The sequence below is a fragment of the Paenibacillus apiarius genome, from assembly GCF_017052585.1.
In the GTDB taxonomy this organism is placed as follows: domain Bacteria; phylum Bacillota; class Bacilli; order Paenibacillales; family Paenibacillaceae; genus Paenibacillus_B; species Paenibacillus_B apiarius.
In genome coordinates, this window is record NZ_JAFFHZ010000001.1 from 4,929,350 (window position 1) to 4,952,393 (window position 23,044).

General features: G+C 41.1%; 22 protein-coding genes and 1 pseudogene. 17 read left to right on the forward strand and 6 right to left on the reverse strand.

The annotated features are described in order from the left end of the window. The first annotated feature begins 29 nt into the window (after positions 1 to 29). On the forward strand, positions 30 to 713 hold the full coding sequence (locus JSQ80_RS21920; protein WP_206096677.1) for an ABC transporter ATP-binding protein: 684 nt from the start codon (positions 30 to 32) through the stop codon (positions 711 to 713). Beyond that, entirely contained in the window at positions 710 to 3,307 is a 2,598-nt protein-coding gene (locus JSQ80_RS21925) for an ABC transporter permease (RefSeq protein WP_206096678.1), read from the forward strand. Before JSQ80_RS21920 ends, JSQ80_RS21925 begins: the two co-directional genes overlap by 4 nt. A 71-nt stretch (positions 3,308 to 3,378) precedes the next feature. Here JSQ80_RS21925 and JSQ80_RS21930 read toward each other — a convergent pair whose 3' ends face one another. Together JSQ80_RS21930 and JSQ80_RS21935 are read right to left on the reverse strand one after the other, a co-directional pair. After that, positions 3,379 to 3,531 carry a hypothetical protein gene (locus tag JSQ80_RS21930; RefSeq protein ID WP_206096679.1) on the reverse strand — a complete coding sequence of 51 codons (153 nt, stop codon included), beginning with the start codon at positions 3,529 to 3,531 and terminating at the stop codon, positions 3,379 to 3,381. Next, complete coding sequence (locus tag JSQ80_RS21935) at positions 3,522 to 3,866, reverse strand: MFS transporter (RefSeq protein WP_206096680.1); 345 nt, start codon at positions 3,864 to 3,866, stop codon at positions 3,522 to 3,524. Before JSQ80_RS21935 ends, JSQ80_RS21930 begins: the two co-directional genes overlap by 10 nt. Positions 3,867 to 3,917: 51 nt before the next feature. Between JSQ80_RS21935 and JSQ80_RS29795 the strand changes: the two genes are divergently transcribed. Beyond that, positions 3,918 to 4,565, forward strand: a complete 648-nt coding sequence (locus tag JSQ80_RS29795; protein WP_336245798.1) for an ABC transporter substrate-binding protein — start codon at positions 3,918 to 3,920, stop codon at positions 4,563 to 4,565. A 118-nt stretch (positions 4,566 to 4,683) separates the two neighbouring features. On the opposite strand, the gene gltS is transcribed toward JSQ80_RS29795, so the two are convergent. Beyond that, the gene (gltS, locus tag JSQ80_RS21945; protein WP_206097688.1) at positions 4,684 to 5,871 is read right to left on the reverse strand and encodes a sodium/glutamate symporter; all 1,188 of its coding nucleotides are present in this window, start codon (positions 5,869 to 5,871) and stop codon (positions 4,684 to 4,686) included. Continuing rightward, positions 5,855 to 6,835 carry a formimidoylglutamase gene (gene hutG / locus JSQ80_RS21950; RefSeq protein ID WP_206096681.1) on the reverse strand — a complete coding sequence of 327 codons (981 nt, stop codon included), beginning with the start codon at positions 6,833 to 6,835 and terminating at the stop codon, positions 5,855 to 5,857. The genes gltS and hutG overlap by 17 nt, the downstream gene beginning before the upstream one ends. Positions 6,836 to 6,954: 119 nt before the next feature. Here hutG and JSQ80_RS21955 point away from each other — a divergent pair, with 119 nt between their 5' ends. From JSQ80_RS21955 to JSQ80_RS22020, 14 genes and pseudogenes are all read left to right on the forward strand, one after another. Then, entirely contained in the window at positions 6,955 to 7,872 is a 918-nt protein-coding gene (locus JSQ80_RS21955; protein ID WP_206096682.1) for a LysR family transcriptional regulator, read from the forward strand. 417 nt (positions 7,873 to 8,289) lie between these two features. Next, entirely contained in the window at positions 8,290 to 8,931 is a 642-nt protein-coding gene (locus JSQ80_RS21960; protein WP_240463749.1) for a uridine kinase family protein, read from the forward strand. 198 nt (positions 8,932 to 9,129) lie between these two features. Next, positions 9,130 to 9,579, forward strand: a complete 450-nt coding sequence (locus JSQ80_RS21965; RefSeq protein ID WP_206096683.1) for a GNAT family N-acetyltransferase — start codon at positions 9,130 to 9,132, stop codon at positions 9,577 to 9,579. A gap of 317 nt (positions 9,580 to 9,896) precedes the next feature. Next, a complete protein-coding gene (locus tag JSQ80_RS21970; RefSeq protein WP_206096684.1) occupies positions 9,897 to 10,667 on the forward strand; it encodes an HAD family hydrolase in 771 nt (256 codons plus the stop codon). 209 nt (positions 10,668 to 10,876) lie between these two features. Continuing rightward, the gene (locus tag JSQ80_RS21975) at positions 10,877 to 11,476 is read left to right on the forward strand and encodes a hypothetical protein (protein ID WP_206096685.1); all 600 of its coding nucleotides are present in this window, start codon (positions 10,877 to 10,879) and stop codon (positions 11,474 to 11,476) included. Positions 11,477 to 11,900: 424 nt separating this feature from the next. Beyond that, the gene (locus JSQ80_RS21980) at positions 11,901 to 12,782 is read left to right on the forward strand and encodes a tyrosine-type recombinase/integrase (RefSeq protein WP_206096686.1); all 882 of its coding nucleotides are present in this window, start codon (positions 11,901 to 11,903) and stop codon (positions 12,780 to 12,782) included. A gap of 193 nt (positions 12,783 to 12,975) precedes the next feature. Further along, positions 12,976 to 13,236 carry a hypothetical protein gene (locus JSQ80_RS21985; protein ID WP_206096687.1) on the forward strand — a complete coding sequence of 87 codons (261 nt, stop codon included), beginning with the start codon at positions 12,976 to 12,978 and terminating at the stop codon, positions 13,234 to 13,236. Positions 13,237 to 13,670: 434 nt separating this feature from the next. Continuing rightward, entirely contained in the window at positions 13,671 to 14,738 is a 1,068-nt protein-coding gene (gene istA, locus JSQ80_RS21990; RefSeq protein ID WP_206096688.1) for an IS21 family transposase, read from the forward strand. Positions 14,739 to 14,764: 26 nt separating this feature from the next. Further along, positions 14,765 to 15,073 carry a hypothetical protein gene (locus JSQ80_RS21995; protein WP_206096689.1) on the forward strand — a complete coding sequence of 103 codons (309 nt, stop codon included), beginning with the start codon at positions 14,765 to 14,767 and terminating at the stop codon, positions 15,071 to 15,073. 84 nt (positions 15,074 to 15,157) lie between these two features. Then, positions 15,158 to 15,884 (forward strand): annotated as a pseudogene (istB, locus tag JSQ80_RS22000) (IS21-like element helper ATPase IstB). Positions 15,885 to 16,067: 183 nt separating this feature from the next. Continuing rightward, positions 16,068 to 17,252 carry an HNH endonuclease gene (locus JSQ80_RS22005; RefSeq protein ID WP_206096690.1) on the forward strand — a complete coding sequence of 395 codons (1,185 nt, stop codon included), beginning with the start codon at positions 16,068 to 16,070 and terminating at the stop codon, positions 17,250 to 17,252. Between the two features lie 246 nt (positions 17,253 to 17,498). Next, on the forward strand, positions 17,499 to 18,548 hold the full coding sequence (locus JSQ80_RS22010) for a hypothetical protein (RefSeq protein WP_206096691.1): 1,050 nt from the start codon (positions 17,499 to 17,501) through the stop codon (positions 18,546 to 18,548). A gap of 419 nt (positions 18,549 to 18,967) precedes the next feature. Next, positions 18,968 to 20,896, forward strand: coding sequence for a DUF262 domain-containing protein (locus JSQ80_RS22015; RefSeq protein WP_206096692.1), 1,929 nt, complete (start codon positions 18,968 to 18,970; stop codon positions 20,894 to 20,896). Between the two features lie 408 nt (positions 20,897 to 21,304). Then, positions 21,305 to 21,874, forward strand: coding sequence for a metallophosphoesterase (locus JSQ80_RS22020; protein WP_336245851.1), 570 nt, complete (start codon positions 21,305 to 21,307; stop codon positions 21,872 to 21,874). Here JSQ80_RS22020 and JSQ80_RS29560 read toward each other — a convergent pair. Then, on the reverse strand, positions 21,855 to 22,391 hold the full coding sequence (locus JSQ80_RS29560; RefSeq protein WP_272491146.1) for a phosphotransferase enzyme family protein: 537 nt from the start codon (positions 22,389 to 22,391) through the stop codon (positions 21,855 to 21,857). The two genes, JSQ80_RS22020 and JSQ80_RS29560, sit on opposite strands and share 20 nt — an antisense overlap. After that, entirely contained in the window at positions 22,388 to 22,906 is a 519-nt protein-coding gene (locus JSQ80_RS29565; RefSeq protein WP_272491147.1) for a phosphotransferase enzyme family protein, read from the reverse strand. Before JSQ80_RS29565 ends, JSQ80_RS29560 begins: the two co-directional genes overlap by 4 nt. Between the last annotated feature and the right edge of the window lie 138 nt (positions 22,907 to 23,044).

The window sequence follows — 23,044 nt, forward strand, 5'->3', positions numbered from 1 at the left end:
TCCATCAGCAAAGCTATGGAGGTTTTACAATGGAAATTTTAAAAATAGAACATCTGTCTAAAATTTATGGAAAAGGCGAATCAGCGGTAAGGGCGCTTGATGATGTTTCTTTTTCGGTCCAAAAAGGTGAATTTGTCGCGATTATTGGTCCGTCCGGATCGGGGAAATCAACGCTTCTGCATTTGCTGGGCGGTGTGGATCGGCCGACCAGCGGACAAGTCCTCGTTGATAACACGGACATGTATAACTTGAATGAAACCCAGCTGGCCATTTTTAGACGTAGGCAAATCGGCTTGATTTACCAGTTTTACAATCTGATTCCCGTCTTAACGGTGGAAGAAAATATTACGCTGCCACTCTTGCTCGATAAACAAAAGGCAGATAAGAAGCAGTTTGATAATCTCGTGAAGACTTTGAATCTGCAACATCGTTTAAACCACCTGCCTAATCAACTATCCGGCGGACAGCAGCAAAGGGTCTCGATTGGCAGAGCGCTCATTAGCAATCCTGCGATTATGCTGGCTGACGAGCCAACCGGTAATCTGGATAGTAAGAATAGCAGTGAAATTATGGACTTATTAAAAATGTGCAACAAAACCTATCAACAGACCCTGATCATGATTACCCATGATGAACGAATTGCTCTGCAAGCTGACAGGGTCATTTCGATTGAAGATGGACGGATTGCCAAGGATGAGGTGATCCACCCATGAATATTGTCAATAAACTAACAGTTAGACATTTGAAGCAAAACAAGAAACGAACGCTTGTGACCATCATTGGTGTCATGATTTCGGTTTCTATGGTGACAGCTGTTGCAATACTTGGTTTTTCTTTTTTGGATGTAATGAAAAGGCAAACAATCGCGGATAAAGGGGAATGGCATGTCCTATACAAGGATGTAAACAAGGAACAACTTGAAGCGATTAAAAATGATGACGCAACAAAAACAGTTGTGATCACAAGAGATCTTGGCTATGCCCCTTTAAAGGGGGGACAAAATACAAACAAGCCCTATTTGTTTATCAAGGAGTATAGTACACAAGGTTTTACCAAATTTCCGATTGAATTGAGTAAGGGGCGTCTTCCGAAAACAGACAATGAAGTCGTTATTTCAGAGGCCATTGCTGCGAACGCAAAGGTAAAATACGAGATCGGCGATCATATAAGCCTTCAGGTTGGCGAACGATTCAGGGAAGGCAACGATCATTCGCTGGATCAATCTGAACCATTACGAATCGAAAATGGTAAAATAACTGAAACCTTAAAAAATGTGACCACAAGGGACTACACGGTTGTAGGCTTCATCAAACGTCCCACATGGGAACCGACCTGGGCGCCGGGCTATACAATGATTAGCTATGTGGATGAAAGCATAATGGGAGCAAATGATAAAGTCAATGCGGCGGTTATTTTAAAAAAAGTAAATAACTCATCGTTTGCTCATGCGGAACATGCAGCAGAGAAGAACAAAATCGAATCCATCCAATTTAATGATGATTTGCTTCACTATTATGGCACGATCAATAAATCCGGCTTGCGCAGCACCGTTTTTCCGTTATCAGCCATCATTATGGCCGTGATTATGATTGGCTCCGTTTCGTTAATCTATAATGCGTTTGCGATTTCCGTCTCGGAACGTTCTCGACATTTAGGAATGCTTGCGAGTGTAGGGGCTACAAAAAGCCAGAAGAGAAATTCGGTGTTTTTTGAGGGTGTAATCATTGGCTTGATCAGTATTCCCGTTGGCATCCTATGTGGTCTTGCCGGGATCAGTATTACCTTTCAGTTCATTAACTCCATGATGCAAGGGGCTTTAGGAATTACTGAAAAGTTAACAGTAATCGTTACACCAGTATCGCTTGTGATTGCCTGTGCTGTTTCCATGATGACAATTTTCATTTCAACGTATCTCCCAGCCATAAAAGCATCTAAGCTCTCCGCCATTGATGCGATTCGCCAAACAACCGATGTGAAGCTTACGGGGAAAGCAGTGAAAACGTCGAAGTTCATTCGCAAGCTCTTCGGAATCGAAGCGGAGATAGGATTGAAAAACTTAAAAAGAAACAAACGGAGATACCATGCAACCGTATTTTCACTCGTCATTAGCATCGTTCTGTTTCTAGTGGTATCATTTTTCACCTCCAACTTGAAAGAATCCTTGGAACTCTCACAGGATGGTGTAAATTATGATATTCAAGTATCGAACGACAATGAAAAAATAATCGATGATCAGCTGGTTCAATCGATTGCATCCCTTAATGACGTCACGGAATACAGCGTGGTTAACGATTTATATGTGAACGCTTGGATTGAAGAAGCATCCATCGCTGATGAATTGAAAGAGATGGTAAAGAAGGATAAGAGCAGGCTTAAGGACGGAAAATATCCCTACTATATTCGAATAAATGCATTAAACGATTCTAACCTGAAGGCTTATGCAAAAGCGGTTGGTGCGGATTACGAACAGCTAACGGACCCGAAACATTTGGCGGCAATCGGGATTGATACCATCCATTATAAAGATATGGAAACAGAAAAATATGTCGAAACGAAGGCCATTCATACGAAAGTTGGCCAAAGTATCGATCTAACCTATACAGATATAGATGGGGACTCAGAAAAAGAAATAAATTTAAACAAAGTGAAAATAGCTGCATTCACCGATCAATATCCTATGGGGATTATTTCAGAAGGGGTAGGCGGGTTAAATATTATCGTCTCAGAGCGAGTCATGGATCAATTGATGAACGATAAGGTGAAGGATGACATTCAGACGTACCTGTTCCTGAAAAGTACGGATCCGATGAAAACACAACAGGAAATCGAAGAAATGAAAGAGACGAATTTGTATGTTCACAATATGTATCAATATCGAAAACAGAACGAACAGAAGATGATGTTAATGTCCGTATTTTCTTATGGCTTTATCGTATTAATTTCAGTGATTTCGATCGCGAATATTTTTAATACGATCTCAACGAGCATATCCCTGCGCAAGCGGGAATTTGCGATGCTGAAATCCGTTGGAATTACGCCAAAAGGCTTTAATAAAATGATGAACTATGAAAGTGTTTTTTATGGAATCAAGTCGCTGCTTTACGGGCTTCCCATCAGCTTAGTCGTGATGTATTTGATCTATAGGTCAATGATGAACAAATTTAGCTATGGATTCGTATTTCCTTGGATAAGTATTATTTATGTCATTGCTGCCGTATTTGTCATTGTTAGTTCGGCAATGCTATATTCCAGCGCAAAAGTAAAAAAGGAAAACATTAGTGATGCATTAAAGCAGGAGAGTATATAGGATTGAAACAACCTCTATAGATGATTATTCTAATAAGCGTAAACATGACGAGAGCATGTTTACGCTTATTTTTACGCGGCCGATTGAAATGAACCCTTGGCTAAATAGATGGCCAGGAACGCGACAACGGCACTGGAGATCAGGAACAGACAGGGGATCGGCAGATGCTCGGCCCATAGGCCGGACAAGAGCAAGCCAAGCGGCAATACGAGCTTCATGAACATCGAAGAAGTGCCTGCGACGCGTCCCAGCAAATGATTGGGGGTAGATTCCTAGCGAATCGCCAAATAAATGATATTGATGATAGCATGGCATGGAAAATGGCGCCTCGCTTCCATTTTTTACGCAGCATCTTCAGGCCCTTCGCGCCGGCAATGCCGCCGAACGCGGAGACGGAGAACATCCAGCCCACCTCTTGCGGCGACGATCCCAGCCCATCTACGGCATAAAATATAAGCACGCCGATCACGAGACTCGTTGCAAAATTGGTAAATAGAATGGTTAATGTCGGCGGAAGCAGCGTCTGATTGCCGAACAGCTCGGCAATCCCTTCCTTCATATCTTGCCACAGGGTCTGCCCTGTCTTCTGTTGAAAAAGGGGCTGTATGAAGTGATTCGCCTTTATTTTCAAGCGCTGTGGCATAAAGACGATTTTCAAAAGGCGTTTCAGCTCATTGCGGAGCATGATATGTTCCAAGACGAGGAGATCAAGCGGCTGATCGAGGAGGCGTATGGCCTGCACCATATTATACATAATGCGAAGCCATTGGATGTGTTCCGCTATCCGTATCCGAATACGCGCGTCGTGCTCGATCCGCTGCACACGATTTCGCGGCATGATGTCCATTTCGTTGAACAGTTGTTCGAACCGCTGATTCGGTTCGATATGGAGCTTCAACAGGCGGTATCCAATCTTGCGCAAGCTGTCGGCAGCGATGACGAAGGATTGCGCTTCCATGATGGCTCTGCCGTTACAAGCCAAGATGTCGCAGCTACATTGAGGCGAGCCGTGAACAGGGGCAGGATGTTCGTCACTATCGAGCGCATTACGATGCAGGATGACGGCTCCTTGGCGATACAGCTGAAGGAATGCAACTACTTATTCCCGAGAATATTGTGCAGCCCGAAGCTGTCCATTGTGCCGTTCCGTTGGATTGAGGATGGCGAAATCGGTATCCCCGCAGGAGCGGGGCCATTCCGTCTGGCATCCCAAACGGATACGTTGATCAAGCTGGAGTGGATGCCAACGGGAAAATAGACTATCGTGCCATCGTGAAGAGCCATCATTCATCGCGCCAATGAACCAAGGGGAGCCGCTAGAGCTCCCCTTCGATAATCTTCGTCAAATAGTCATCAGGATTATTTTTTAGTTGAGACTATTTAAATAAATTCAGCGTCGTAATAATGATTGGCACGGCAAACACATCGATAAGAAAGGCGCCTACAATGGGAACGATCAGATATGCTTTGCGGGAAGGCCCGAAGCGCTCCGTTACCGCAGCCATATTGGCCATGGCATTGGGCGTGGCGCCGAGGCCATGGCCCGTAAAACCGGCGACCATCACGGCGGCGTCATAGTTTTTGCCCAGCATCTTGAACAAAATGAAAATCCCGAATAGAACGATAAATAGGACTTGTACCAGCACGATGGCGAGAATCGGAAGCGCAAGATCGGCTACTTCCCATAGCTTGATGCTCATGAGCGCCATAGACAGGAAGATGCCAAGCGTCACGTCACTAACCAGGTTGATGCTCTTCATGTCGATGGCATTCGGATTGAGTTTATCCACGATGTTGCGGACGATAACGGCCACAAACATGGATCCGACATATCCAGGAAGGACAAAGCCTGTCGCTGACGTGAACAGCTCTCCCAAATATGACCCTATCGCCATACAGAATGTAATGAGCAGCACTTGGATGAAGAAGGTATTTGTCGTTATCGGTTGAACGTTTTCTTCCACGTCCGCTGCTTCTTCTTTTGTTTCCGTCGGCTTCAAATTGTATTTAGCCATTAAATATTTTACCGTCGGGCCGCCAACCAGACCGCCGGCGATAAGACCGAAGGTAGCTGCCGCGATCCCAATAGACAATGCCGAGTGGATTCCCATATCTTCAATCGTTTGTCCAAATGCGCTTGCCGCTCCATGTCCGCCTTCCATAGATACGGCTCCTGCCATCATCCCGATCAGCGGATGAATGCCGAATAATGAAGCGAGGGAAACCCCGATCACGTTTTGCGCTAAAGCCAGGAATCCGCAGGCAAGCCAGTAAATGACGAGCAGCTTGCCGCCTAATTTGATGAGTTGAAAGCTTGCGCCCAATCCTACTGTGGTGAAGAACGTGAGCATGAATAGACTTTGGAGCGAGGTATCCAATGCAATTTCCAAAAGACCCGCCGTTTTCAGGATCGTAGCCAGGATGGCAAACAGCAGACCCCCGACAACGGGCGCCGGAATACAAAACTTTTGCAGTACTCCCGATTTTCTGACGATGACGGTTCCTAGTACGAGCAGGGCTACGGCCAAAAATATCGTATTCACTTGATTAAGTGCCAGTGTCATCATTGTTCCTCCCCATAAATGCCATAATGGCTTCATTCGTCAAGTATGCACCTAGCTTTATGGTTCTTCCGTTCTCGTCAACAGCCGGATTCACCTCGCAAATATCGAAAGAAAGCGCTTTCTCGTGAGAAGCGACAGTGCGGATAAGGGCACGAACAACCATCGGCGTTAACCCGAAAGGAGACGGAGCGCTGACTCCCGGCGCAAATGCCGCATTGAGAACATCGGTACAAAGGGTGAGCATGACATAATCCTGTTGCTCCATGAACGCTAGTAATGCAGAAGTGATGTCATCCATCCGTCCTTCATGCATCTCTTCCTCGCAAATATAGCAGGCACCGAGCTCGTCCGCCTTGTCAAACAGCTCCTGTGTATTTCCGAAACGCTGGATGCCAAGCACAAAATAGCGGCTATTGCTGTCTTGTTCCAATATTTGTCGGAACATCGTTCCTGATGAAGGCTGATTGTCGTAGGGGCGCAAGTCGAAATGGGCGTCAATGTTGATGATTCCTAACGAAGCATCTGGTCCTATATGTTCCCGGACACCTAAATAATGTCCATACAGCGTCTCATGTCCTCCGCCTAAAAGAATGGGAGTCGCGGATTTTGAAAAGAGGTCAGAGACGGCATGGCCCAATGCTTCCTGGGCTTCTTCAAGCTTTTCGTAGGGACAAACCACATTGCCCGCATCGACAAGGCGATGGCCTTCCGCTGCTCTCCAGGGGAGGCTTGCGAGCGCTTGTCTGATTGCATTCGGAGCGTTCCCTGCGCCTAATCTTCCTTGATTGCGCCGAACGCCTTCCTCGCATTCAAAACCGATGATGGCGCAAGTGTTAGTAGAGGAGGTCTTCCATGGTGTATCCAGCTCCACCCGTTCCACGATTTGATGGTAGCGAAAGCTGCTTCTTCTTTCCGTATGATCCGTTCGGCCGGTCCATACATCGGCTCCAATATGTTTTCGCAATGTCCCCACCCTTTCTGCATATTCTGTTGTTTCATTATATGATGACATTCTTATAATTTAAAATATATAATATAAATAAATTAATAGCTTTAAGTTATAAATCGAAGGGGAGATCGGTTTTGGACATCAAACAATTACATTATTTTGTGACGGTCGCCGATCAGTTGAGCTATTCCAAAGCCGCACAAAAACTGCATATATCACAGCCTTCTTTAAGCAATGCCATTAAAAATTTGGAGCATGAGGTCGGCTCGCCGTTGCTTGAACGAAGCACGAGAAAAATCGAATTGACGGACGCCGGCAACGTATTGTATCAAAAATCGATTCGGCTTCTTTCCCAAATGAACATTTTGAAAAAAGAGATGGAAGAAGTAAAGCTGACAGGCAGCGGGGAGCTTGTGATTGGCATGATCGAGTCCGTGAGGCAGTGGGTTCCGAAGGTGATCCGTGAATATCAAGGCCGCTTTCCTTCGATTCATATTAAGCTGATGGAGGTGCTGAGCAGAAAGGCGGTAGTCGATTCATTGCGGAAATACCATACCCATCTCATCATTACAAACCAGTGCATCCACGCAGACGATATTGAATCGATCCCTTTATATGATGAAAAGTTAGTCCTCGTGCTGCATCGGGATCACGCTCTATCCCGGAAGGAATCCATTACATTCAAAGAGTTGGAAAGAGAACCCTTCATTATTAGCATGGAAGGATTCCAGACGAGGGAAGATATTTTGAAAGCCTTTGCGCTCGAGCAAGCGTCTCCGAACATCAAATTTGAAATTGAACGGTTTGAGACCGCTTTGACATTGGTAAGAGAAAATCTTGGGGTCGCCATTATCCCTGAAAATTATTTAGTTGAACCGAAGGGTGTATCGATTGTCCGAAAAACGATGGATTCACCTGCGTTGGAACGAACGGTCTATTTGACGTTTATGAAAAATCGGTATTTGGCTCCTGCGGTCCAATGCTTTTTGGAAGATATTCAACGCAACTTTGCGCCGGGACAAAAAGCAACGGATGTTATAGATGAGAGATGAGTCAGCCTAAGTGATTTCCAGCAAAAGCGCATGAGAATCGTCAATAAAAAGGGTGTTCGCACATCGTTTTCTGAAAGCATCGGAGACACTTCAATCTGCCTATAGGCGGAGGAGGTTCTCTTTTTCTATGTAAGATGATATTTCCAATATTACACACTGTAGGTATACTTGGGGGAGAATGAGCGTTGTGAGTATGAATTTTCCAAATGTTCTTACCGAGCAAGAAGTAATGCGAGTCTTGAAACCCGTTGACTATATCAAGCATAAAGCGTTGCCGGTTCTGATATATTCGGCGGGGTTACGTGTAGGTGAGGTTTCCCGGTCAGGATAAGAAGCGGCATTTGACGGAACGAACGGTTTAGAATGTATTCGAACAGGAAAAGGCAAGGCATTGGTATAATAATGGGAGGTAAAAAAATGGAAGGTATTAACATTAAAGATATATGCGAAGATATTCTTCGTGAGAGAAAGATAAAGAAGAAGTCGATGCTCATTGGAATTGATGGGTGTGGAGGTGCTGGTAAAAGTACCCTTGCATCGAAATTAAAAAATGAATTTGATTCAATAAATATAGTATCTATTGTTCATATGGATGATTTTTATTTGCCTTCTAAGCAAAGGAAAGAAGAAATAAAAGACCAAAATTTAATTGGAAGAGATTTTGATTGGAGAAGATTATTAGAGCAGGTCTTAAAACCAATCTACAATGGAGTAGAAGCTTACTATCAAAGATATGACTGGAATCAAGATAAACTTATAGAGTGGGATAAAGTTCCTTCAGGGTTGGTGATAATTGAAGGTGTTTATTGTCTTAGAAGTGAGCTTTACGACTATTTCGATTATACAATTTGGATAGAAACAGACTATGGAACTCGGTTGGCTAGAGGAATTGAGCGAGACGGTGAGAATATGAGGGATACATGGGAAGAAATTTGGATGCCTGCGGAACAGCAATATGTAGAAGTGGAAAAACCATATAAGAAAGCAAACTTAATTATTGACGGATCTGGTAAAGGAGATCATTTAACGGACTATATAAGAGTAGTAAATAAAGATTAGTATTGGTAACTCAAGAAGTTCGGGACAGCGAATAACACTGCATTCACGCATCGGCTAAGCGCATCGTTCCCGGCCTAGCATCCTTAAGTCGGTGAGGGTTCGTGAATGCAAGAACGTTAGATGAAACCTGTGCAAGATAAAATAATAAAAAACAAAAAAGATAATTTAATATAAATCACATTAATGGAGGTGTATCAAATGTTGATACTAGAACGAGCAATAAAAAATGATGCACAAAAACTTGCTGAAATACAAAAGGCCAGCTTTGATGAAGAATCAAAACATTTCAATAATAACGAAATCGGTGGTCCACTAGGATATGATTCCATAAGTTGGCAAGAAGAGATGATGCAAAATTGTATATATTTCAAGGTGCTCTTTAATGGAGAAATAATAGGGGGGGCTTTGATATTTATAGAAAGCAATCAAGTACATAATCTAGGAAGAATTTTTATTGATCCAAATTTTCAGAATCAAGGAATCGGTATGAAAGTAATGAACGAAATCGAAATAAACTTTCCGGATAGCACGAAATGGTGGCTTGATACTCCTAGTTGGAGTGTCAAGAATCATCATTTCTATACCAAGTGCGGGTTCACCAAAGTTAGAGAAGAAGATGACCTATACATTTTTGAGAAGACTTTATAGACTTATTCTTTTATGGCGTTTTCAGGGATGGCACAGTCATCGTCTAACAACGTATTCACGCTGCGAGACCTGACGGTTCCTTGGTCTGCATGAGGTTTTTCGGAGAAGCGGATCAGCAGACAACCCTGAGAGGCTAAGTGGCTTAGCCACTTAGCCTCTCGGTTTCGTGAATACAAGAACGTTATACGCAAGTTCGTTAAAGCTTTTATAAAACAACTACGTTCTCAAAATCTTTTTTTAAACTAGGTATATTTATTCATAAAAGATAAAGGGAGAGAGACAATAGGAAGACCATTTATAAGATGGATTTTCATTGAATGCCTACAAGAACGTTAGACGAAATAACTTCAGAAACTATAAAAAAAACAGAAAGAGTGAAAAATATGAAAATAAAAGCGATACTTTTTGATTCAGGACGAGTTTTGAATCACCCCAGAACAGGACATTGGTTTATTCCACCCAATTTTTATAAATATATTGATAAACCTGTATTTGAAAAGCAAGGAACTGATGTATTACAAAAGGTGTTTCAAATTTGCTTAAAGAGATTAGATGAGCAAGATTATGTTTTAACTGAACAAGAAGAATATGAATTGTTTGTAGAATTTTATAGTGAATTTGCTGATCAACTTCCACAATTACAACTAACAAAAACAGAAATAGAATGTATCGCGTACGATACAGTGTATAATGACGAGAAATTCTTATTCCATGATGATGTGTTTGATGTTATCCCAAGATTAAGTGCTGCCTATAAATTAGGTGTTGTTTCGGATACATGGCCTTCATTAGAAAGGGTTTTTGTTAATCTAAATTTACGGAATTATTTTTCATCTTTTGTTATGTCGTCCATATTAGGAGTTAGGAAACCTAATGAACTTATGTATATGACTGCTTTGAAGGAACTGAATGTTAATCCCAATGAGGTTATTTTTGTAGATGACAACATTCATAACTTGGAAGGCGCGAAGAAGTTAGGTATACATACTGTATGGCTTTTAAGAGGCAGTGAAGAAGTTATTAATGGAGATTATAAAAGTATTAAGGATCTATTTGAATTTGAGAGATTACTTGAAGGAACTTTGTAATTGATATTCAAGAATGTGAAGTTACTTCGTATAACAATGTAACTACGCTGCGGGCTTTGCCCTTAGTTCGCGAGGAGTAATAAGAAAAGAAGATCGGCGAACAACCCTGCGAGGCTAAGTCCGTCGGACCCGGTCGCTGGAGCTCCCTTAAGCCTCTCGGGTTCGTAGATACCTGAACGTTATACGACATATGACAAGGGAGTTTGGAAATGAATCAATACATATTAGATACAAAATTTGCTGCCGAAGAATTAATAAAACTTATTCGATATGAAGAAAGTCAACTTTTAAAATTAGAAGAATTGTATGTGGAAAGAAAAAAACATCATGATTTTCTTCATGATGATTTTAGAAGAAAAGAATTTGATCCAGATGATCACTTCAATGAATTCCAAATGATGCACGCTTTTAATAAACAAGCTGATTACCAACAAAAGGTTTTACAACCTATTTTAGATGAAATTAAAATCCTTGAAGATTCAATGGAAAATAAGAAATACTCTATTAGTTCTCTTTCTGGGTCACTTCTACAAATTGCAAAACAAGGGATAAGTTTCGTCCATCATGGTTTAGTTAATTGTAAAGATGGTAGACAGATTCGAAATGATGTTTTGAAGAATGTTATTTGGCAAGGCAGAAATCAGTCTATACATTTTGAAGAAGGGAACTATAAAAAACCTTTAAGAGATTGTTTTAATAATTTAGGATATACAACTGTTCCTTTGAGGAATTTGGGAAAAGAAATTATTGATATCTTGGGCTGGACGAGCTATCAAAAATATGAAAATGACATGAACTCATTATTATAATAAGCAATTTGTTGCATCTCAAAGAAGCGTCATACGTCATATAACAATATGTTCACGCATCGGGGGACAAGCCTCCTCGGTCCCGGAAGATCAGTCGAAGATGTAGTTGCCGGGACACATCCGCACCACATAACCCATCGCGGCCGGCCCTATGGGCCTTAGGGTGGTAGGGACGTCGTAAACACGGTAACGTTATCTGAAATCCACGCAATCAATGTCAATGAGGTGAAGTGAACTGAAGGAGAAAACACCGTATTCACGCTGCGTCGCTGGCGCTCCTTGGTCTGTCAGATGAAATATAGAAAGCGGTTTCGGACAGACGACCCTGCGAGGCTAAGTCCGTCGGACCCGAGCGACAAGCGCCCATCCTCTCGGGTTCGTGAATACAAGAACGTTAGATGAAATTGTCGTAAAGGAGAAAAAAATGTATCAGCATCTTAATGAAGTACAACAACTCCTCAAAAATTACATTGAAACAATACCTAATACATTTTCGAAGGTTTTTTACCAAAGTAGAATAAATCGATTTTTCGAAGATTATATGTCCAAGAGTTATAATTCCGCTAGACCATTAAATACAATCAATTTTCATGATATTAATACTTTTATTGAAGACCTGGATTCTTCAAATGCGGAGAAAATGAATTATTATTATGCCTTCTCTGGTTTCTTTAAGTATACTTATCATACCGATAGAATACCAACGGACGTTATGAAAGGAGTTAACAAGCCACAGGTTATTTTAAAAGAAAAGAAATATATAGATAATAAATCAATTAATAAACTAAAAGTATTTGTGAATGAAACTACAGAACCCATCGAAGATCGGCTGCTAGTTGGATTATTTTTATATAGTGGACTGAGCAGAAAGTATATAGCTAATCTAACACAATATCAGATTAGTTTTGGCAATAGGTTTATTTCATTATTTTTTGACTTTGGAGATATTACTCGTTGTATTCCTCTGAATACTAATCTTGCGACATTAATTAAGTCATATTTCGAGAGTCTTGATATTATTAACCCTTACGAGAAGATCTTTAAATTAGATGAAAACTATATTAGTGAGAAAATAAAAATATTAAGCAAAAATATTACTGAAAAAACTTTTACTCCGACAGATTTTTCAAATACATTCATTCAACATGCATTACAAGCAGGTAACGATATTTTAACAATAAGTGAATTGACAATGGAATCTGTTAGTACAATTATGAAGCATGTCGCAATTGATGAAGAAGAAATAATAAATAAGCAGATACAAATCCTTGAGGGTATATTCGAAGGGGACGACAACATCACCTAACACCATATTCACGCTACGGGGCATTTGCCCCTTGATTCGCAGGATACGATAAGCAGAGAAGTTGAATCAGCGAACAACCCTGCGAGGCTAAGTCCGTTGGACGCGGTCGTTGGCACTCCCTTAAGCCTCTTGGGTTCGTAGATACAAGTACGTTATCTGAAACCGGTGCATTCGTAAAAGAGGAGGTGATTCATTGAAGTATGAAGATCTGATGGATCTTAAGGGCATTTTTTTCTTAGGTCTTAATGAACCCACTTGTAATTCATTGAGACTCTATTTTAGTAGGAGTAAGTTAAGTGACACCCCAGAACCCTTGGTGGTTGCCGATAAGAACTTTGGTGATAGTTATTCGATTGATATAGATGAACAATCTTCAATTATTCAAATCTATTTTGAAAGATATATTGGTTATTCAGTATTGAATGAGTTGTTCACTGCATGGGACAACTATTAAGAGTTTTCAGGGAAAGCTTTTAGAATATATACCAAATCAAGATATCTAGATTATATTTCTGTCGGGACTTTTGCATCTGAAGATTTTCCGGGATCATTCAAGCACTATGGAATAGTTTGTTATGATCACATAATTGATGTGGTATCAAGCGTCCAGCGATACCAGAAGTAAGAAGAGACTTGTTTAAGTAATTCGAAGAAGGCACTGCATCAGAAAACACCGTATCTACGCTGTGGGCTCCGCTCTTGGTTCGCAAGTAGTGGTGAGCATAGAAGTCGATTCAGCGAACACCCCTGTGTTTATTGCATACTAAAAATGCCGAAAATTGCAGCGTAAAAATGCTCAAGTGAAATGCAAAAAAGAGGCACTTGCCAGCACCCCAATATCCTCCTATCGTTAGGTTTGCTGAGAACATGACGAAGGAGACTGGAAGGATGCTGAAAATGCCCCAACAAGAGTATATCAAATTTTTACGCGAAGCAGAAGGCTGCTCAGTGAGCGAAATCGCAAGGCAGGTGGGCATTCACTGGCGAACGGCCAAACGTTATGCCGACCAGGACGACTGGAACGCCGCACTTCGCAAGCGCAAAAGCCACAGCCCAGTAATGGGCCCGTTTATGGAGGTGGTCGACACCTGGCTGGAGGAAGACCGGCTGCTCCCCCGCAAACAGCGGCATACCGGCGTTCGGATCTTCCAGCGACTGCAGACGGAATATGCATTTGCAGGCGGACAACGAACGGTGCTCGCCTACGTCAAGCGACGCAAAAGCGAAATGGAATTGGAGCGCGCTAAATCTTACGAGCGGCTGGAGCACCCGCCCGGAGAAGCACAGGTGGACTTCACGACCATTCAGGTCAGCCAGCATCAGCAATTGCTGACCTACAAGCTACTGGTAGTGTCGTTCCCTTACAGCAACGCGGCTTTTGTGTATCCCACACCGGCGGAAAACCAGGAATGCTTTCTGGAAGGCATGAAGCAATGCTTTCAGCAAATAGACGGCGTTCCCCGGCGCATCTGGTTTGACAATCTGTCAGCTGCGGTGGTGCATGTAGAGAAGCATGGCGAGCGGCAACTGACGGAAGGCTTTCAGCGCTTCTGCGCTCATTACCGGATGGAGGCGGTGTTTTGCAATCCCTACAGCGGCCATGAAAAAGGACATGTAGAAAGCAAATGCGGCTATGCCAAGCGCAACTGGGCAGTGCCGATTCCGGCCTATGAGAGTCAGGAGCAACTGGCGGCCACCCTTGCCGAGCAAGCTCGGCAGGACCGGGAACGCGCTCATTATGCCAAGGGAGAGCGAATCGCCGACCTCTGGGGGGCCGACCGCCGAGAACTGCTCACCTTACCGGAGACGGGCTATGAAGCCTTCCGCATGAGCGCGGCGATGGTGAACAAGTATGGAGAAATCCAAGCCGAAGGCACGACGATTCCATTGGCGGGACTGGTTCCGCCAGGCCGTGAGGTGCTGATCCAGACGTTTTGGGACGCTTGGTCATCCTGACCGAACAGCAGCAGGTGGTACGGGAGGTGCCGCGGCCGTATACGGGGCGCACCGCCGAGATTCCGTGGGTGCAGGTGTTTTCCAATCTGCTGCGCAAACCGCGCAGCGTCACCCATTCGCAGTTCATTCGCATGCTGCCGGAGTCGATTCAGCGATACGTCGGGATGACCGACCTGACCGTGCGCAAGGAACGGCTGCAGGCGCTGGCTCACTGGTGTGGCGTGTATGCAGTAGAGCAGATTCAGCAGGTGCTGGAGGCGTCGGACAGCGAGGCAACCGTGGCCCAGTTGACGGCGGCTTTGAGCCTGAAGCAAGCGATCGGGATATTCCGGTGACGTGGACGGAGACGCTTTCGCCGCCTGGCACGCAAGGCGGCCCATCCCTGCAGTGCTATGACCGCCTGATGGGGGTGAGCTGATATTCGGACCGATCTGGCAGAATTGTGCCGACAGCTTCGACTGGCCCATGTGGTGGAGTACGTGGCGCAGCACCAGGACGATCAGATGAACGAACTGGTGGAACGGTTGCTTCTGGCGGAGCGAGAAGGACGGCGACGGGCCAAGCTGGGGAAGCTTGTGCAGCAAAGCCGGATTCCCGCACCTGAAGACCTTTGACGGATACGTGGACACGCACATTACGTTTCCCGGGGAGAGCACGTTGGAGCTTTTGCGGGAGATGGCATGGTTGAAACGCAAAGGAAATCTGCTACTCATGGGTGCGGTGGGGACGGGCAAGACGCATATGGCGACGGCGCTGGGGATTGAGGCTTGCCAGCAAGGGCATGCGGTGCAATTTTACCGTGCCTCCGATCTGGTCGCGGTGCTGCAGGAGAAGTTCGCAGCCGGCACGCTTAGCCGCTTTCGGGAAAAACTAAAAAAGATGGAGCTACTCATTCTGGATGAGGTCGGTTATGTCCCTTTTAGCCAGACCGGCTCGGAGCTCCTGTTCAACGTTATTGCCGATTGCTATGAGCAGCAGAGCGTGATTGTAACCTCAAACCTGGAGTTTGGCCAATGGACCTCCATATTTGGGGATACTAAGCTCACGTCAGCCTTGGTCGACCGTCTCGTGCACCACGCGCATATTCTCTCGTTCACAGGCGAGAGTTTCCGCCTCAAGCAGGCAATGGAACGCATTCCGCAGTAATGCTTTGGCTGGCAAGGGAGCCTGGCACTTTTCGCAGCAAAACTCAGCATTTTTCACTTGCAAAAAACACCCCTGCGAGGCTAAGTCCTGCGGCCCCAGTCGCTGACGCTCCTTTAAGCCTCTTGGGCTCGTAGATGTACCTGAACGTTATAAATCGGCGTTAAAAACAAGGAGTTAAAGATTATGAAGTCAACTTACATGGCATTAATCCGGAGACAGGTAAATTCTTACTTAGCAAAAAAGCTAATCTCAAAGGGATTTACATTAAGGAAACTTAAACAAACAAGCAAAGAGGAAATGATTAAGCTTGGTCTCACTATGGAATCTATTGAGCTATTATTAAATGAACCAAGACCTCCAATTCCAGAAAATACAACTAGGAAAATTTTGTTTGAATCTAAATACACATGTTGTATATGTAGGGACAATTCAAGGTCGATTATTATCCATCACATAGTCCCATGGGAAATATCTAGGTCACATTCTGAAGAAAACTTAGTGGTTTTGTGTTTAGAACACCATGGTGAAGCGCATAGCAAACATGAATTGAGTATAAATTTATCTCCAGAGCGAATTCGTGATGCAAAACAAAAGTGGTTGCAACTTGTTAAGGATGTAGATGTTAAGACGGTTTTAGATATTCATAACACAGATGGTGCATTCTATGATTTTTTTAACGTCGGTAGAATTATTGAATTAGTAGACACTTTGAATATTAATCCTACAGAATCTAAATACTACCGATATGCACTGGTACATGGTTTTATTAATGATGAGGGACTTATTAAACCGATTGAAAGTTGGTCAAAAACGAGAATCGAGGATAAGGATTACTGGTTGGATTTTTTTGAAGGAACATATCTGTATCATTATCTAAAGAATTTATTCTTGATGGTCATAAATAAAAGACCTTTTATTCGGTTGAACCGGATATGGAATAGGACAGCAATTACATCAATTATTAAGCCTGGGGATTTTGTATTATTACAAGGGGTTTTCTATTTCAAAAGTAAAACAAAAAAAGTGAAGGGGAATCAACAAATAAAATTATGTTACCGAAAGGCAAATGGGATTAAAGTAGAATTTGAAATTGACGTTTTTTATTGTAATAGCGATAGTTCTAGAAGTCATTTATCCGGTAGGAATGTAAAAACTGCCTATTGTTTAGTAAGATCCATAAAAAACGAAAGGGATTTTCTTATTCTTTCTTGTACTGCTCTTGCCCTTGGTACAGGATTTAATAGGCCTGATTATTTCGCTACTTACCCTGAATTCACGTATGAAGAGGAAAATCTACAAGATACTAGTTATGAGGATGAACCGGAAAATGGAATTATTGATTATTCAGTGATGTCGCCAAATTCCTAAAACACCGTATTCCCGCAGCGGGGCATACGCCCCTTGGTCCGCCGAAGCGAATTCACTACGGGGCCGGATTTAGGTGCAATACGATAGCGTAAACCCTGCGAACCTAACCGCGTCACGGTCGGCACTTCAGCCGGACAATCCTGCGAGCTTAAGTCTGACGACCCGTTCGCTGACGCTCACTTAAGGCTCTCGGATTCGTGAATACAAAGACGTTATATGAAACAGGCGATATAAAGGAGAATATAAATGCTTAGTTACTCAGCATATATTGAGCCGGATCAAGACAAACATAGTCTAAAGAATGCACTATTTATCAACGATTATGAATTGAGTGATATTGGAAAGCATTCAATGGAATTATTAAGTGATAAGTCATTATCTGATCTACATAATGAATTTGCATGGTTAGTACAATCAATTTGGGAGTATCAGGACATGCAAGGAGGACGATTCTTACCTAATGACTTATGGATGAAACAGGGATATTGCTTTTTTGAGGCTATTAATACATTAAGGGAATCTATCTTAGCTGGTTTAAATTCGTATTTACATGTTTCTATAGGTGGATTGAGGTCAACATTAGAACTTGTATTATTACATCTATTCTGGGAATCAACGAAAGATGATTCATCTGAAATGTCGGAATTTGATGACTGGATATATGGAAGAGTTTCAAAGCTTCCATTCAAAAGATTAGTTATCAATATTAACAATAAATTCCTGTTTCCTACAGATTGGGAGCTTACTAAGAATGTTGAATCGATATATGGAGCATTATGTTCTTACGCCCATACCCCGAACCTAAAAGAAAGTTTTACTCAAATCAAGAATACTAATATGCCAGTTACGACTCAAAAAGCATTAATATACTGGATGAAACTATACATACGAACTTTAAAGTGGATACTACATCTATTAATAGCATGCTACCCGATGTCGTTATTTCCTGTAAATAGTATTCTGAAGTTCGGGTTTAATCGACCAATGGGATTGTTTTTTGATCAAATGAATATCAGACCTATTTTAAAAGTACTTGGTATAAGTAATTGGAAAGTATATCAAGGATGGTATCTTAAGAATGATAATAATATAAAAAATCTACTCGAATGGCATAAAAACCATCCAGATAAGACGCTAAAGCAAATTAAAGAAACATGGAATAAGGAAGAAATGCGCTCTAAAGAGTATAGAAAGTTAAAGAACATTAAATCAATCAAAGATCCGGAATTAGAACTTCTAATGTTTTTAGTCAAGATTAAGATAAGGGCTATTCAATTGAGCTTTGTTTATAAGTGATTTAGTTTATATTTCAAAGTAGTCGCCTGAATCATGTAATACTACATTCACGCATCCTTCGCAAACGCGCAACTCGGTCCCAATGGAGTATGAAACAGGGAAAAAGTTTCAGGGGACAACCCTGCACATCCTAATCATTTCGCGACCGCTCACTTTGTTCGCTTAAGGTAGTGAGGTTTCGTGAATGCAATGAAACAACGTTATCGAAAACCCTTATAAGCATTAAAACAAAAAATTGGAATTAAATCGCTGGTAAACTCTTTCGGATTGTAATAAATGGAATAATTAAAAAAATTGATATCATTCATAATGACACGTAAATCAGATGTATATACAAATTTCTGTAATTCTTAAATCATTTGAATGATAGTAATGTGTTATAATTATACATATATTAGTAAGTGAAACGGGAGGAAGAAATGATAGATTTAGATACATCATTGTATACTAGGACAATAAGTCAAGAAGAAAAGCAAGCATATATAAATTTGAAATCATATGATAATGGAATCTATAACATTAAAAGCAATGTAAAAATACAACATATATTAGATTGTGAAATTGTTTATCCAAAATTCAATTCTAGGGAACTAAATATTACCAAGCAAGAAATTGAGTCTTTTATACATTATGCTCAACTATTGAACATTAAACATTCTGACTTTAATCCTGGAATGTATGTTGAAAGAAGTTCATATGAATCTTCATTTGCGAAAAAAGTTTATTTTGCAAATGAGATGGAATTTATAATTAGTCTATTCATTTCTCATCATAAAATTCATGCGTTTACAGATGGAAATAAACGAACTGCATTAAATCTTTTTATAGATTTAATTGATAAATATACTAATTTTTACATAGAAAATATTATAGTTATTCAGGATTCTCAAATACTTTTTCTAGAAAAGGTTATAAATGAAGAAGAGTTTAAGAAAATTATTTACTTTGAGGTGAAAAAGAAAGTGTTTAAAACCAATCTAAAATGCAACTTAGAGCACCTAATACCTAGAAGTGAGGTTGATGCTTCAAATAATATCCAAATTCATTCTCAATCTGATAGAAGAAGTAGTTTTAATTTAACGGATTTAGAAAAAGGGCAGTTTTTCTATCAACAATTAAAAAAACCAATATTTCAAAGAGACACTAACCAATGGACTGTTGAGAGAGTAGAAAAACTAATTAATACTTTTCTAGATGATGGCTTAATCCCTGCTATTATTCTATGGGAGGATTCTGGGGGGGACATTTATATAATTGATGGTGCCCATAGAATTAGTTCCTTGATAGCGTGGGTTAATTCTGATTACGGCAAATCAAATGAAATGAATGACAGTAATCATCTAGTGATAGAAGAATATATGAATAAAAAAATTGGTAGTTACATAGAGATTAAGAATTCTGTTGATGAAAAAGACAAGTATGCTAAACAAATAATTGCAAAACGTTCAATTGCTGTACAATGGGTTACAGGTAATTATGATAAAGTAAAAGAATCATTTATTAGAATAAATGAACAAGGAGTAGTAATTTCTGAGGATGAGAAGGAATTGATTGAAAATGACCAGTTACCTATATCAAAATTAAGTCGAGCTATACTTGGTCATGGATTAGGCCAGTCATCTAAGAATCAAAATGAAAGAACCAAAGAAATATTTAATAGGTTCTTTATGCCATTTTTATCTCATCAACTCAAAAATTATCCACTAGCTGGTTCGTTAAACGAGGATTTCATAATTTCTAAAGTTTATAATGCGGTGAAAATTATTGATAATAATGAAGTATTGAATCTTGAAATGTTAGAAGCAAAAGTGCTTAATCTTTTAACCTTTATTCAAGATGAATTAAATATTAGCCAGAAGGCTTATTTTTATGGTGCAACCAAGCAATTTAAAACTAATACTTTATATGGATTTTTAAGATTTGCTTTAAAGTTAAATGAAGACACAAGATTATTAGATTTGTTTATTAAATCGAGGAAAAAATTCGAAGATTTTTTAATTACAAATGAAAAACATATTCAAAATATAGCTAGGAAAAAAAGACAAGCAAAACGTGCATACGAAGAAGTGAGCTCATATTATGAAATATTATTATGTTCATGTGAAAATGATGATTTCACTGAGTTGAGGTCTAGATATTATTATCTCGATTTTACTGAAAATCAACATCAGACTCAAAAAGAAAAAACGATTCAAAAAAACTATGAACTATTTATTTCAGAGATTCCCCGTTGTCAAGTTTGTGGTGGTTTTATTGATGGAAATATACAAGAAGAAAAAATTCATAATTGTTGTAAAGTAATTGATACAAGATCCTTGAATATTGAAATCGCAGAATACCAATTATAGTTAAGCGATAAATAAGTCTGTCGATCATTTTCGACAGACTTATTTACTAGATGGTGTCGGAGCATTAAGAATACTCGCATTAAAATTGTTTTAATTAAATAGGTTTTGTAATAATTCTATTATCGATATGAAAAGTAATGATGAAAATCATAACAAGAACCAAATAAATTAATTTAATACGATGGAGGTAAGGGCATTCGATAACATCGTATCTACGCTATGGGCTCCGCCCTTGGTTCGCGAGATAAGGAAAGCGGAGAAGTAGATTAAGCGAACAACCCTACGAGGCTAAGTCCCCCGGACCCAGTCGCTGGCGCTCCTTTAAGCGCAGATACAAGCACGTTATGCGTAATTACCGCGGGGGTTACACATGGAGTTATTAATGAGCATTGGAACAGTCGTAAACAGATCTTAGTGCAACTTGGTGATTTATTGGACAGAGGGAAGTTCTCTCCTGAGACAATTTTATATGCGATCGAATTACAAAAAAACAATCCCGATAAAGTTTACTTTCTTAAAGGAAATCATGAGTTTGAAGTTATTGTGCATGTAGAAGAAGGAAATGAGAATTGGTTAAAACAATGTGGACAAGAGACATTAAAACAATTTGAAAGAAAATCATTAGAGCTAGTTAACTATATTTCTTGGTTGGAATCGCTACCTCTATACTATGAAACGGACTATGCCTTTATTAGTCATGCAGGTATTTCTTTGACAGCAGAAAATCCATTTGAAGAATCTCATCCAGAAAGTGTCTTGTGGAATAGGGGACAACTAAAAAATATTGGTAAACTGCAGATTATCGGGCATACTCCTTGTAAATCAGGTAGGGCGGAATTTGATAGTGAAAGCAATACTTTGAATATAGATACAGGGGCATATTTGCCTAAAGGGCTTACAGCTGTAAAAATTAATGATGAAGGCAAAGTAGATGAAATAATATTTGTACCAACGCTATCTATTGATGTAACAGTTTGAAAAGAGCGGCAGCAGAACAGTCCATGCTCACAGGCTCAATTCTCCGAAATAAAAACGATGATTGTTGTAAAAACTTTTGCAAATACGCTAATGCGAAAGGTTGTTCTGATATGAGATTGTTCGTCTCTTCCGGGTTGGAAGCATGATGACAGCCGTTCTCGATCATGAACATGACGAAAAAGCATTCTACATCCCGAACGTAGTCCAGGGGCAGCTTTCTCACGCTCTCATACCCTTCAATGAAATGCTCCCGCTGCTTCGGGCCAAGCTCTAATAAGGCACCCGCCATATCATAGAGATAATAGCCGTAACCGCACCGTCCGAAATCAATCGGACAAGGCTCATCTCCGTTAAATACGATATTCCCGGAATGTAAATCCGCATGGATCAGACCATAGTTATCCTCATTTTTCTTCATAACAGAGATATGCGAAATGATTTTTTCTGCGGCAGCTTGGTATATGCTCCATGTTTGTTCGGATAAAAAACGATAATAATAACGCTCCAGCTTCTTCATCTCACCTGCAAAGCATCCACTCCCCATTCCGGACGAGTAAAGCCGGGAGGCAGCGTAATCCTTGCTGCTGCCTCATGAAGACGTCCCATCATCGCCCCCATACGATAAATACGGTTGTCCGTCATTTCACTAGCGTGTTCCCCTTCTACCCAGCGCATTAGCGTTACATAGGGCCGGCGATATCCCGCTTCCGTATCGATTGCCATGACATAGGAGCCATCCTTGCTCGCTATCCCTTCCGGAACGATCAGTCCTTCGGATTGATTCAGATCCTGAAGCAGCGCAAGCTCTGAGCATATCTCTTCTTTACCGCAGCGCTCCGAATGAATACGAAGCAAATAGCGCTGCTGCATGCTCGTCTCAATCTTATACGTAATCGTATCCGATAACTGAATGAACTGTATTCGTTCCCATTCGATGTCATACCGCTGCAGTGCGGTGAGAGCTACATTTCTCGCTCGCGCCAACAGTAACCTTCTCTCTTCATCCGTGTCAAATTGAAAGAAATCGAACATTTGTTCTCAACCCCTATTTTGAGCATTTTTTATAACCTTTCGTCATCAGGTTTCACACCAAATCATGTATCGCACCTGTTGGTATTATTGTAAATAGAGGCATACAATCCGGATATAAAAACAAACATTACAAAAAAG

Excerpts from the sequence above, each read along its gene's own strand:
- JSQ80_RS29565 (WP_272491147.1), bottom strand. The coding sequence starts at position 22,906 with ATGTTCGATTTCTTTCAATTTGACACGGATGAAGAGAGAAGGTTACTG.
- JSQ80_RS21920 (WP_206096677.1), top strand. The coding sequence starts at position 30 with ATGGAAATTTTAAAAATAGAACATCTGTCTAAAATTTATGGAAAAGGC.
- JSQ80_RS22005 (WP_206096690.1), top strand. The coding sequence starts at position 16,068 with ATGAAGTCAACTTACATGGCATTAATCCGGAGACAGGTAAATTCTTAC.
- istA (WP_206096688.1), top strand. The coding sequence starts at position 13,671 with ATGCTGAAAATGCCCCAACAAGAGTATATCAAATTTTTACGCGAAGCA.
- JSQ80_RS21930 (WP_206096679.1), bottom strand. The coding sequence starts at position 3,531 with ATGTTCATGAAGCTCGTATTGCCGCTTGGCTTGCTCTTGTCCGGCCTA.
- JSQ80_RS21935 (WP_206096680.1), bottom strand. The coding sequence starts at position 3,866 with ATGAAGGAAGGGATTGCCGAGCTGTTCGGCAATCAGACGCTGCTTCCG.
- JSQ80_RS21970 (WP_206096684.1), top strand. The coding sequence starts at position 9,897 with ATGCCTACAAGAACGTTAGACGAAATAACTTCAGAAACTATAAAAAAA.
- JSQ80_RS21965 (WP_206096683.1), top strand. The coding sequence starts at position 9,130 with ATGTTGATACTAGAACGAGCAATAAAAAATGATGCACAAAAACTTGCT.
- JSQ80_RS21925 (WP_206096678.1), top strand. The coding sequence starts at position 710 with ATGAATATTGTCAATAAACTAACAGTTAGACATTTGAAGCAAAACAAG.
- JSQ80_RS21960 (WP_240463749.1), top strand. The coding sequence starts at position 8,290 with ATGGAAGGTATTAACATTAAAGATATATGCGAAGATATTCTTCGTGAG.
- JSQ80_RS22015 (WP_206096692.1), top strand. The coding sequence starts at position 18,968 with ATGATAGATTTAGATACATCATTGTATACTAGGACAATAAGTCAAGAA.
- JSQ80_RS29560 (WP_272491146.1), bottom strand. The coding sequence starts at position 22,391 with ATGAAGAAGCTGGAGCGTTATTATTATCGTTTTTTATCCGAACAAACA.
- JSQ80_RS21975 (WP_206096685.1), top strand. The coding sequence starts at position 10,877 with ATGAATCAATACATATTAGATACAAAATTTGCTGCCGAAGAATTAATA.
- gltS (WP_206097688.1), bottom strand. The coding sequence starts at position 5,871 with ATGACACTGGCACTTAATCAAGTGAATACGATATTTTTGGCCGTAGCC.
- JSQ80_RS22010 (WP_206096691.1), top strand. The coding sequence starts at position 17,499 with ATGCTTAGTTACTCAGCATATATTGAGCCGGATCAAGACAAACATAGT.
- JSQ80_RS21980 (WP_206096686.1), top strand. The coding sequence starts at position 11,901 with ATGTATCAGCATCTTAATGAAGTACAACAACTCCTCAAAAATTACATT.